Below are 11162 nucleotides of genomic sequence, written 5' to 3' on the forward strand. Positions count from 1 at the left end.
CTGGGAAACGCTATATCTAGCAGGTTTAGTAGGATTTGGCAAAGTTCTACTTATGACTTTTTGACCTACTTAGTACAAACTCTCTTCAGATTGACAACAATCCAGCCTTTGCCCATCTTTAGGGCATGAACTCTGGCTTACCTTCCTCCTATCCCCAGTTTCTTAGTGATCTAAAAAGACGTATTCAAGAAGCTAGATATTTATCTTTGAAGGCAATAAACAAAGAGTCTATTGCTTTGTACTGGGATACTGGGAAGATGCTCTCTCAAAAGGTAGAGAAAGAGAAGTGGGGCAGCAATGTAGTAGATAGGGTTTCTCAAGATATTAAATTAGAATTTCCAGGAATCAAGGGTTACTCCAAAGACAATTTATGGAGAATGAAGAAGTTTTACGAAACGTACAAAGAGTCAAAACTTGCACCAGTGGCGCAAGAAATTCCTTGGTCACAAAATGTGATCATCATGGAGAAGGCGAAAGAAGAAGTCGAGAAAGAATTCTACATCAACCTCTGTTTGGAGAAGGGGCTTAGTAAGCGCGCTATTGAAGAGAAAATCTTGATGAAAGAGTTTGCAAATCACCAAAGACTACAAACGAATTTCTCCCACAGGCTTGTAAACCAAATGAGCGTAGAAGAGATAAATAAGCTGAGATGGCAATTCAAAGATGATTACAACCTGAGCCTGATTGGGATTAGGGAAGAAGTGATTGAAAAACAGCTAGAAGACGGACTGGTACGCAATATAGTTAAACTCTTAAGGGAGCTTGGACCAGACTTCTGCTTCTGTGGTCGTCAATTCCCTCTAGAAGTTGACGGGGAAGACTACCCTGTAGATCTGCTGTTCTACCACAGAAAGTACAGAGGCTTTATACTATTTGAACTCAAAGCTAAAGCTTTCTCTATGAAAGATATGGGCCAAATCCAGGGCTATTTAGAGATTTTAGATACCGATTACAAATACAAAGAGGAAAACCCAGCCATTGGCATCTTGATGTGTCGGGATAAAAACAGAAGCCTTGTAGAGTACGCTCTCAGATCTACTAACAAGCCGGTGAGTGTAGTTACCTACAACTTTCAAAGCCTGCCAGAAAAGATTGCCAAGTTCTTGCCCAGTGAAGAGCAGCTACTAGATTCTCTAGATTTGGAGGAATAGAAAACAAATTTCAACTCAGCTCACAAAATTTTAAACGGTTCAGACTTTGAAGACACCTGCCAAGTAGCCACGGCTTTGGAGCATAACTGCGATATCTTGACCTTTGATAAAGGTTCACACGATTTGTACTCCTCTCTTGTCAGAATCATCTTTGTGCCAAAAAAGTAAGTCTGCCGAAACTTGCGATTGCTGACGGTTGGGAATGGCACGTTGTTAACTGGTGCAGCACTTGCTTTCTCCTATCAACAGCAGTAATATACCAACACCTTCCAATAAGAGAGTTGTTCTATGACAGAGCAAGAGATATTTGAACATCTATTTACCATTGCCGCGAAATCCGACGACACTGGTGGAGTGGTGAGTTCGTGCTTGGTACGACAAGGAAACATTGTGGCTTCTGGGGTTAGTTGTAATGACGGCAGACATGCCGAATATGTACTTCTGCGTCAAATCGAACTCTCTGCTCTCCAAATTCTTCCAGACGACATTGTATATACAACAGTAGAGCCATGTGGAAAGCGTACCCCTGGAGGAGTAGGCGAATATATGGGGGATTGTACAACTAACTTGATTCGGGCAGGAGTACGACATGTGGTTTATGCAGCTCCTGATCCAGACGCATCGGCTCAAACTCGATACAAGTTCGAGCAAGCCGATTGCTCGCTGTGTCAAGTAAACGACCCCTACATCATCCGTCGAGCAGCCTCGCTCTTCAACTCAACAATAACTTCCGCAAGAGACGCCTTACCCCAGTAACGCCCAATGCAAGAGTTGCTGGCACGCGGTGTCACCTTGGAACAAGAGTTCCATTTGGCAATAAGAGTCGCTAAACTAAGACGCGGGTGCAATTAGGATGAATCGCTATACTACTCATCCTCAATCAATGCTTTCAATTGAGCCAACAGCTTCTCTAACTTAGCTTTTTTCTTTGGATCGTCCCACACCTTAGATTGTTTGAGGCAGCGTAAAGTATCATCAACCTGGTCTTTGATTGATGGGATTTCTGGCTTAACTTGCTGCGAAATTTCCTTTATTTTGCGCTTGATTTCATTTAACGACAGATTGTAGGCTATGGCATCTTCTAGGAATTCTTTTCTAGTTTCCAAGTCCGCAATCCGTGCGAGCGCTCGCGCTTTAGTGTATTCGATTCTTCCAGAGCGCAGTGCCGACAAAACATCAGCAGGAAGATTGAGCAGTGGCAGGCGATTTTTGACAAATGACTCCCAACTCATTCGCCCAAGTGTTGTAAATAACCCTTCAACTATCAGGGTTTGCGCCTGAGACATAACGTTATGTCTCAGTTGTGAATCTTCCTCTTTATGGCGATCACAGACGTTGCGCATTTTGGTGAGATGACTAGTTACTTCGTCTGGTGTCATCTCTGTTCGCAAAGCCAATAATTCAAGGATACCTTCAGTTTCTTCTATGGGATTAAGGTCTTCGCGTTGCAAATTCTCAACCAGGCGCACTTGGTATGTAATGGCATCGTCCATTTCCCTAACAACAACAGGAACCTCAGTTAAGCCTGCCATCGATGCGGCTCGGTAGCGTCGCTCCCCTGCTACCAATTCATAATCGCCCCCAGAAAGTGGACGTACAAGCAGAGGTTCCAGAACACCCAATTCTTTAATCGAGCGTGATAGTTCTTCTAGTTTTTGAGGGTCAAAGTAGCGGCGGGGTTGCTTCTGGGGCAATTTAATTTGGGTAAGAAGGATAGTGTTGGCAGCGCCAGTTTGCTCATCAGGCTGCACTGCACTACTGCCAAATAACAAATCAACCGGCTTTTTAATAGCGGTGTAGGGTTCGTTACGTTTGCTGTTCATGGTTCGAGTTTTTCTAAACTACTCGCTATTTTTTTGAGGACGCCAACAGCAGGATGATTTTTCTCAAATAATACTAAGGGTACTCTGCGCTCACTAGCATCGGCAAAGGCAATAGTTTTGGGGATGGGTGGATAAACAGTACCAATATCTGACAGTTGTTCTTGCACAGCTTTTACTGTCCGTGATTCCTGAGCAGTGCGTCCATCAAACATTGTCGGAACAAACCCAGCAAATTGTAAAGCGGGATTGGTGTGTGAGCGCACGCTTGCAATTGTGTTAAGTAAAAGTTCTGTTCCCTTAAATGATTTGAATTGACACTGAACGGGAACGAGAATATGAGTAGCTGCTGTTAGACTAATAATGCTGAGTAACCCTAAAGAAGGGGGACAGTCGATTAGAATGAAGTCGTATTTATCTTGCACTGTGGCAAGAGCATTTTTCAGACGATATTCTCTGGCTATAGCACCAGACAATTGCATCTCGCTGGCCGCCAGATTAATGTCGGCTGGGACAAGGGCCATACCGTGAATTAATTCAGGATGAATAGGTAGTGGCTTATTATCTACAATTGCTTGCTGGACGGTTTGGTTTAATTCGTCGGGTTCGAGTCCCATAAATGTAGTCAAGCTAGCTTGCGGGTCCATATCCACTAGCAGGACGCGACGTTTTTTGAGTGCCAGGTGGTAGCCAAAATTCTGGGTAAGCGTCGTCTTGGCAACGCCTCCACTTTGATTAAATAAGGCAATGATGCGGGTTTTGCTCACAAGTGATAAATTGCAGTCGTACAAAATTAATTGCCCCTAATACCGCAGATTGTAGCGCCAGATTAAGAGACAATACAACTATGTTGATATTATCGAAAGACTACTAAGTCAAAGTCAAAATAAGCCCCTGGTCCCGATTGCCGATAAGATATTGCTCAAACTTTCAGAAGCCCAAGCCCTCACAGGACTGTCAAAGGGGATTTTGCGCACTGCTATTAAAGAAGGAAAGCTAAAGGCCGAAAAGATTGGTAGCACCTGGCGGATTAAGCGCTCTGATTTAGATGAGTTTGTGGCAGAGTTGTTTTGAAGTTTTAATTTAAAAATCAAACTTCTGGAGTTTTAACTTATCTATTCTTTCACAGTCAGAACGCAATACCAAGTTATGACCCAATCTTGGTAAAACACCCAAGGTTGGTTACGCCACTTGTAGGACTTACGCATTGACACAAAACTGATTATGTGCATTCAAGTCTACTTTCTGTTTGAGGTGTTCCAAAATGAAATCACGAGCCACTTGAAGTGACAAATTTCTTTGGATCTCGTACCAGTTTTCAATTAGCTCCTCAGATCGCATTAACTCCAACTTTGTGAAAGCACGGATTGAACTAAAAAAGTGAGTATGAATAGCTTCTGTTGTTCTCACCATAAATTGTTCAATCCCACAAACTTGTTTGATGGCTCTGTGGTAGCACTCTATGCCCCAATGGATTGAATGTAATGCTTTAAATTCCGCTCTAGTAATTAGCAGACATTCATCTTTGTCAGGAAGATACATGATATAGTATCGATTATCTTTGTTTTTGAAGGTTCTCCGAAATACTTTCACTCTGACAAAACTTTTTAAATGCACTACTAAACCTTCATCTGGAATTTCCAAATGTTGCACTTGGATGTAATCTTGACCATTGATAGAAACTTTTCGATTTTTAGCAACGCCCATAAGACAGCCTAAATCCTTGTTTTTAAGGAAATTTAAGTTCTCCCGGCTGGAATACCAAGCATCTGTAGTCACTATCTTTGGCTGTAATCCCCAACCCAAAACTTCGACAATCATTTCTCGCAAATAATCATTTTTTGTCTGACCGTCCTGTTTGTTATAAAGCCGATAATTGACAGGTACAGACCTGCCTGAACCGTCGGTATAATACAAAGTAATTAACTGAATTCCTTTGACGGCACGATGATGTTTACCTGACCAAAAGTAACCTATTAATTCTGTTAATTGTGGGTCACTATAAGGTTTATCAATAACTGTATCGTCTCCACTTAATGTACCATTGTCCAAATTTATGTCAAGTTTTACTTCCTCAAATAAATCTTTGGGTTCATAACGTTCCCGTACTAAAAATCTGTTGACACTATCGTGAGACATTCCTCCTAAAATTTCTGCCAAGCGCGTACAACCCGGATATTTTGATTCTGCCAATAAGAACAAAGTGTAAGTGTCCAGGTCGCATTTGGCAGGGGACAGGCTTAGTAGTCGCTCTGATAGCCCTAACCCTAGATTATCGAGACAATATAGGTATTATCCGTCTTTCAATGCCTTCGTCAATTAGCGAGCGCCTGAAAATTCTTCTGTTTTCACTAACTGCATTTTTTGCCACTTTTGTCAATGCGTAAGTCCTAACTTGTATCACCACCACAATGAATTAATACTTTAAGCCATCAGGTCAACGTTTTAGGTCTTTCGTAGAATTGCTGCACAAGTGAGCGATGAAGGGCTTGGCAGACTACTACATTTCACCTTAGCTGCCACATTCTGATCGCCCCATCTGCATGACCACTGACTAAAATTTGTTGATCACGACTAGGATGAAATGTTAATGATTTAACTTCTGCACGAGAATCACTTGCAAAAGAACAAACTTTCTTGGCTGCAAGAGAATTGGAGCTATTACCTAGTTGCCAAAGCGTGATATTTCCTATTCCGTGACCACAAGCTAAGGTTTTACCATCTGGACTAAAGGCAAGACAGTGAATAAATGAGTCATAAAACTTGTTACCAACTCTGATCCGAGAAAGTTCTTTAGCTGTAGCCACATCTACCAGGCAGACGACCCACGTCTTACCCAGAGAATATTTTGTGGAGGCTAAAAATTGTCGTCTATCATATGATGCAGTTGGATCAATATATTTAGCTCCAAAAACTGTCGAAAGTGCATCCAAAACTTTAATCCCCGAAACCTTTGGGATGTAACTAATGTCACAATATCTTGCTTCATACAGAGAACCAAATCCTTCGACTTGTTCCAATGCAACAGCGACCATTCGACCATCTGGGCTAAATGCAAGGTTACCAATACAACCACCTATTCTTTGGAAGTCCAGAGAGACTCGCCGTTTTGTAGTAATGTCATATAATAAAAGTGTGCAATAGCCACCAATTACTTTAGCGAGGATTCGACCATCTGGGCTAAATTGAGTAAGGTGATAATGATGCATTGGCTCAAACGGATCTGACAAGGACGGAATGTCAACTTGAATGTAGTTCTTTCTATTCCATATTCTTGTCGGCACATCAGACTCCCCTTGCTGATAACTTATGAGTGTCTGAAAATCAGGACTCAGTGCAATACTCCGGTGAGCATCAATATTTTCAGCAATCTTTTGTGTACTTTGCTTTGTTTCTATATCCCAGAGCGAGTACAATCCTGCCAATGTTTTTCCATTTTCACTGAAGCCGAAAAAAAATTTATCATTAAAGGTATGTAGTTCTTCCCCTGTGGGAATGCTCCACAATTTGACGACCCAATTTTTGGCGAAGTTATTGCCTTTAAGGGTGGATAAGGTGCTGGCTAACAATTTCCCGTTGGAGCTAAAAGCAACTTTTTCAACACAATTGACGAAAGGGAAAACGGGATATCCACCGTCCCAAGCTCGTGCAGTACCCGTACCAGCATAGATCAATGCTCCAAGTAAATCAAGGTTAAGAGTCTTAAAAAAGTTAGAATAGCCTTCAGACTTTCGCGGTACTAGACCACCGTAGTCCAATATTAAATTTAGATAAGAATTAAAGTTATAATTATCCTCTAAATTTCGTAAGAAGTATTCAGATGAAAGAGAGTAGTCTGCAATAACTTGCACGCACTGCCAACCTTGATGACGACTCTTTCTGGTATGGGAAAACTCTGACTTTCCAACCATGCATAAAACTCCTCTTCACTATTGGTAGATACTTATATCTATGTTATTTAAGTTTCCTAAGTGGGGTTTAGAGATTTGAAAACGCTACTCACAAATAGCTTTTCGACTATCCTCCGACCGACAAACTAAGCGGTACAACTATGCGGACAAATATTCAGCTTATAGAAAGAATAATCCATGAGTCATGTAGTAGTCAACGAAAGGGCATTAAGGTCGAACACACGTCTAGAGTGGGACAGATCCTTTGTAATACCAACTAATAACCGAAAGCTGGTGAAACTGCACAAATCTGCATACTAACGGAAACGCTAACCCTTGTTCCGTCGAGTTTCGCCTTATGTCTGCCCTGAATACTTTGTCAAATGCCCAATCATCGAAAGTTGGTAAAACGAAAGAAAGTGGTTCTGCTGTCTCCAGACGCAAGTCGCCAAATCAAGGCAGATACGAGGATGCATGATACGCTCTGCGTTAACCCTCTAGTTTATTGCAGGAACATCAAAGTTAAAATAAATGCTCATTAATCACGCACACTTGTTTTAGTGATACGCCTCTGGCGTCTGCACTCCGCGCAATCGCCGACTTTTAGTTTAAACTTCAAATAGACACCAAGCTTGAGAAAACAAAAAACCAGTAAAAATACTTATTCTTAACAAGAATTCAACCTTGAAAGCTTTGCTGAACAAGCTTTTTAGCCAACCAAAAATGCTGCTAACCAAAAAATGGGTACATTTGGGTACAAAAGTGTAAGATTTCTCTCTTGAAAATCAGAATCTTTGTAGTGTAAGGGTTTGGGTTATTTCTCCCAAATTCTGTTGGGTACAAACGCACCCAAATGTACCCAAATTTTACTGAGTGTTTAAAGCGGCAAAATCTGCACTGAGCCAGTGTTCAAGATTGTATTCATGGTACAGCATTACTGGGCAAGCATCAATCAAAAAGTGATTGCCATTGAATTGAAAGGGCGATCGCTTTTAAGGGTGTTGCACAGACGGATGTCACCTTTTAGTTCTAATGCTGGGGAAATTGTAGGTAGTCTGGAAGCCCTTAGAACAGTTTTAGGTTTTGGTTTAAGCTTAGTTGACCTTACCTGAATAAGGTCGTTTTGCTTGGTCTCCACTGCCTGTATTACAAGCATGTTTTAACTGTCATACAAGTGGTATTCCTGTCAAAGTCTTGAAATTGAGGTTGCTCATGTTGTTGCAACAACAAATCAATCTTCAAACTAGGATTATCGCAGCTCCAATGGTTAAAGCTACAGAAGAAAAGATTATTAAAGCCCCGTCCTTCACTTGACGGCTTTTTCAAGACATGCCCTTAACTGAAGCCCCAGTTAATAGTTGGCTTGATTCCTGCTTTGTCAACTACGGCTACGTTGATATCGGTAAACGGAGAATTGGATAACTCAAAAATCCAATAATTGCTTGTACCAAACTTTTCACCCGTTTCGTCATACATCACTTGGCCTGCCCATTCATCAGACGAATCTTCTGGTTCAGTCTTCAAGGTGAGTTCGCACGCTCTTGAGCAATTCCCGCACTTTTTCACTAGCCGTTGGAGCATCTACATTATCGGGTAAACCATATTCCTTTGGTAATTCTTGCATTATCCAAAGAGGACTCTCACTCTTACTACCGTCTGAGATAAAGCTCTCGATAGCACTCCTGAGTGCCTCTAAGAAACTCAACTTTGTCTGTTGCTTCGTTAGAGCCTCAATATCAGCCAATTTGATATTAATTACCAAACCAGGAACACCTAGTTCTCTTTTAAGATTATCAATCATCTCGTAGAATCCAAAACCACCTGCAACATTATCCCTTTTGCTTCAGTTGTCTTACAGTTATCTTTCAAATTAATTTCGGCGATCGCAACTGATTGGAACCCAGGAGGCGATCGCGAGCTTACTCATCAATAAGAACAAGCATGAATAGTTTAACATTCCCAACTGAAATCATGCAGATGCTAAAAAATGCTGATATTCATCTGATCCTAGCCAAGGCAGAAAAGTTGTGGGCAGCGCATTCAGCAGAATTTGTCGAAGCGATTTCCTATGTTGACGATCCTATGACCGCAAGCTTCCCTATTCATAGGGTAGTCAAGGTCATTTAACAGACAACTCAGAGGCCAACCAAGAAGATTGAAGTTGTCACCTAAAGGTGAGGGAGTTTGACCCAACGATGGAAATTAAAATAAGTTTTTTAATTCGGAAGAATATTTAATATCCTACTTTTTAAAAAAGTAAAGTTGTGTCATGTATAATTTAATTTAATTTAAAATTTTGTAAAAATTCACCAGTAAATTACAAGAAATCTATTTTCTACTCATTGCGTACATAACATTGTCAAAAACTGGGTGCTTGATTACGGCTCGAAGTCCGACATTTAAAGTATTTGCTGTTTGGTTGATACTCTCAAAAGTGTCTTTCATGTGCATCCAGATGTTTATTTTGTCATACTTGTAAAGCTTTACAGTATGGTTGAATTTCTTAAAAGACAAATCAATATCTTTTTGTAAAACCAGGTTGTACTCTCTGAAACGAGTTTTTTCATTGAAAATGAGTTCGTTATCAGTTAGATCTTCGCTTAGATTCAATAGTCTGGCAACTTTAGTGTCTAGCTCATAAATCTCAGGAATTGTAAAAGTTGAAAAATTCACTGGAGCGCTTGGATTATCAAGTGCATTCGTAACAATAAATAAATCTTCGGGGCAAAGTCCCTCAACCACATGTTTAAATGTTTGTGCAACATCGTTACTGTTGAAAAGGATACCTCCTAAAGCTAAAACTATAGTTGGTTTTCTAGCCCCACCCATATATTTGGTTTTAAACAAAATATTTTGTAGGGACTGAATCTCAAAATCACAAACGTGAAAATCGGTTGGAACACGAATTCCGCTCCTAATCAAATGTTTCTTGGTGTACTCCAGCATTTCTGAACTTATATCAATTGCAGTATATGAATTTAGAAGGTTGTCTTGCTGTAGTTGGCGTAGCAGAGGCATAGCTGGCTCTCCATTTCCTCCACCAATATCTACCACATTTATTTTGCTTTCTGTATTGATAGTATCTTTTATTAATCTATACTGATTTTCAAAGAAATACAGATCACTGGAAGTTGTTTGATAAGTTGTATCTTGTAAAGTTCGCTCGTAAAACTTTTCCCATAAATCAGCTCCTTTATTAAGATAAACTAGTTTATGAGGAATTTTTTTACTCACTTCTAGTGAGTTTATTAACCCAATCAGTTGATTATCATCCAAAATTTTGTACAGCTCATCACTGACTGTAACTACCTGTCTTGACTCCAGATGCTTATGCTTCCTACCTTTTTCAGCTTGCTCAGTCATTATTAGCCAATTATGTTCGTTTTTTAAAATATGCTGTACTCCATCCACTTCAGTGAGTTGTAAATAAATTTCTTTGTTCAAAGTCTTTTTTATCCAGTTGCGAACAGCCCCTTCAGATACTCCGAAGATTTTGGCTATCTCGTAACGAGAACTATAATAGTCGAGCATAATTTTGATTTTCTTAGCTTAAAAAAATAATTTCAAATAGCTTTGATTTACTTGTTACTGTACAAACACAAGGCAGATTAACATACGACGTATTGACTACTTACGTATGATTGCGTATATGACATGTGAAAATGCTTGCAAGTCTTTTCGGTTCTGTTTGTTATTAAAATTCCCCTAATTGTCAAAATGAAGGCGTTAACGGGTTATTTAGCAAAATTTAATTCTTGATTTTATGCAACTAGTTCACTTTTATTTTCTAATTCAAACTCAAATTAATGGACATACAGCCTACCTTGTAAATACTCAACGCAACTATATCATTAACGTTCTTACACACGTTGTAACTGAAGAAATCAGTGAGAAAGCTATCCACTTTGTTAACAAAATAATCCAACTACATGGAGAGCAATTAGAACATATTTCTATACCCTCTCAATTACAGCACGAGGTGATTCTAATTCGTGTCAACTTGAAATCCGTACAAGTTTCTAAAATCAAAGATTGTAATTGGGTAGGTAAAGATTTTTTAAAAAACCTGATTCTAAACTGTAAAGGGCAGGAAAGAGAAATTATGTTATCGCAAATTGGTATTAATCGCAATGAAAATAATTCTAGTCCAAGTTGCTAAGAAAAACATTATTTGGTTCGCATGTTATGTCTGACTGCGTAAGTTGACGTGAATTTTTATTTAAAGTTTTATTTATTCAAGCATTAGAGTGTATCTTTCATGGAGGTTTATAATGGAATGGCACTAAGAAAAGCTCTAAGCT

12 protein-coding genes are annotated in these 11162 nt (G+C 39.8%); 5 read left to right on the plus strand and 7 right to left on the minus strand.

Annotation, left to right across the window (positions count from 1 at the left end):
* Window positions 1–125: 125 nt before the first annotated feature.
* A complete protein-coding gene (locus tag DP117_RS30935; RefSeq protein ID WP_169222018.1) occupies window positions 126–1151 on the plus strand; it encodes a PDDEXK nuclease domain-containing protein in 1026 nt (341 codons plus the stop codon).
* A 288-nt stretch (window positions 1152–1439) separates the two neighbouring features.
* The gene (locus DP117_RS30940) at window positions 1440–1907 is read left to right on the plus strand and encodes a hypothetical protein (protein WP_169222019.1); all 468 of its coding nucleotides are present in this window, start codon (window positions 1440–1442) and stop codon (window positions 1905–1907) included.
* A 110-nt stretch (window positions 1908–2017) separates the two neighbouring features.
* On the opposite strand, the gene DP117_RS30945 is transcribed toward DP117_RS30940, so the two are convergent.
* The gene (locus DP117_RS30945; RefSeq protein ID WP_169222020.1) at window positions 2018–2974 is read right to left on the minus strand and encodes a ParB/RepB/Spo0J family partition protein; all 957 of its coding nucleotides are present in this window, start codon (window positions 2972–2974) and stop codon (window positions 2018–2020) included.
* Window positions 2971–3738 (minus strand): ParA family protein, encoded by a 768-nt coding sequence (locus DP117_RS30950; protein ID WP_169222021.1) that lies wholly within the window; start codon window positions 3736–3738, stop codon window positions 2971–2973. Before DP117_RS30950 ends, DP117_RS30945 begins: the two co-directional genes overlap by 4 nt.
* Window positions 3739–3889: 151 nt before the next feature.
* Here DP117_RS30950 and DP117_RS36685 point away from each other — a divergent pair, with 151 nt between their 5' ends.
* Window positions 3890–4045 carry a helix-turn-helix domain-containing protein gene (locus DP117_RS36685; RefSeq protein ID WP_282440339.1) on the plus strand — a complete coding sequence of 52 codons (156 nt, stop codon included), beginning with the start codon at window positions 3890–3892 and terminating at the stop codon, window positions 4043–4045.
* A 126-nt stretch (window positions 4046–4171) separates the two neighbouring features.
* Here the strand turns inward: DP117_RS36685 and DP117_RS30960 are convergent, their stop codons facing one another.
* Both DP117_RS30960 and DP117_RS30965 read right to left on the minus strand, forming a co-directional pair.
* Complete coding sequence (locus tag DP117_RS30960) at window positions 4172–5110, minus strand: transposase (RefSeq protein ID WP_248277908.1); 939 nt, start codon at window positions 5108–5110, stop codon at window positions 4172–4174.
* 368 nt (window positions 5111–5478) lie between these two features.
* On the minus strand, window positions 5479–6882 hold the full coding sequence (locus DP117_RS30965) for a WD40 repeat domain-containing protein (RefSeq protein ID WP_169222022.1): 1404 nt from the start codon (window positions 6880–6882) through the stop codon (window positions 5479–5481).
* A 902-nt stretch (window positions 6883–7784) separates the two neighbouring features.
* Between DP117_RS30965 and DP117_RS30970 the strand changes: the two genes are divergently transcribed.
* Complete coding sequence (locus DP117_RS30970) at window positions 7785–7973, plus strand: hypothetical protein (RefSeq protein ID WP_169222023.1); 189 nt, start codon at window positions 7785–7787, stop codon at window positions 7971–7973.
* Window positions 7974–8196: 223 nt separating this feature from the next.
* On the opposite strand, the gene DP117_RS30975 is transcribed toward DP117_RS30970, so the two are convergent.
* Window positions 8197–8385, minus strand: coding sequence for a hypothetical protein (locus tag DP117_RS30975; RefSeq protein WP_169222024.1), 189 nt, complete (start codon window positions 8383–8385; stop codon window positions 8197–8199).
* Window positions 8375–8662, minus strand: a complete 288-nt coding sequence (locus DP117_RS30980) for a hypothetical protein (RefSeq protein WP_169222025.1) — start codon at window positions 8660–8662, stop codon at window positions 8375–8377. The genes DP117_RS30975 and DP117_RS30980 overlap by 11 nt, the downstream gene beginning before the upstream one ends.
* 140 nt (window positions 8663–8802) lie before the next feature.
* On the opposite strand from DP117_RS30980, the gene DP117_RS30985 reads away from it, so the two are divergent.
* Window positions 8803–8988, plus strand: coding sequence for a hypothetical protein (locus tag DP117_RS30985; protein ID WP_169222026.1), 186 nt, complete (start codon window positions 8803–8805; stop codon window positions 8986–8988).
* 201 nt (window positions 8989–9189) lie between these two features.
* On the opposite strand, the gene DP117_RS30990 is transcribed toward DP117_RS30985, so the two are convergent.
* The gene (locus DP117_RS30990) at window positions 9190–10392 is read right to left on the minus strand and encodes an L-histidine N(alpha)-methyltransferase (RefSeq protein ID WP_169222027.1); all 1203 of its coding nucleotides are present in this window, start codon (window positions 10390–10392) and stop codon (window positions 9190–9192) included.
* Window positions 10393–11162: the final 770 nt, after the last annotated feature.

It is taken from the genome of Brasilonema sp. UFV-L1 (assembly GCF_012912105.1).
In the GTDB taxonomy this organism is placed as follows: domain Bacteria; phylum Cyanobacteriota; class Cyanobacteriia; order Cyanobacteriales; family Nostocaceae; genus Brasilonema.

Bases quoted from the DNA above. Each gene is read 5' to 3' on its own strand.
- DP117_RS30935 (WP_169222018.1), top strand. From the start codon at position 126: ATGAACTCTGGCTTACCTTCCTCCTATCCCCAGTTTCTTAGTGATCTA.
- DP117_RS30960 (WP_248277908.1), bottom strand. From the start codon at position 5,110: ATGTCTCACGATAGTGTCAACAGATTTTTAGTACGGGAACGTTATGAA.
- DP117_RS30980 (WP_169222025.1), bottom strand. From the start codon at position 8,662: ATGATTGATAATCTTAAAAGAGAACTAGGTGTTCCTGGTTTGGTAATT.
- DP117_RS30970 (WP_169222023.1), top strand. From the start codon at position 7,785: ATGGTACAGCATTACTGGGCAAGCATCAATCAAAAAGTGATTGCCATT.
- DP117_RS30940 (WP_169222019.1), top strand. From the start codon at position 1,440: ATGACAGAGCAAGAGATATTTGAACATCTATTTACCATTGCCGCGAAA.
- DP117_RS30985 (WP_169222026.1), top strand. From the start codon at position 8,803: ATGAATAGTTTAACATTCCCAACTGAAATCATGCAGATGCTAAAAAAT.
- DP117_RS30965 (WP_169222022.1), bottom strand. From the start codon at position 6,882: ATGGTTGGAAAGTCAGAGTTTTCCCATACCAGAAAGAGTCGTCATCAA.
- DP117_RS30945 (WP_169222020.1), bottom strand. From the start codon at position 2,974: ATGAACAGCAAACGTAACGAACCCTACACCGCTATTAAAAAGCCGGTT.
- DP117_RS30990 (WP_169222027.1), bottom strand. From the start codon at position 10,392: ATGCTCGACTATTATAGTTCTCGTTACGAGATAGCCAAAATCTTCGGA.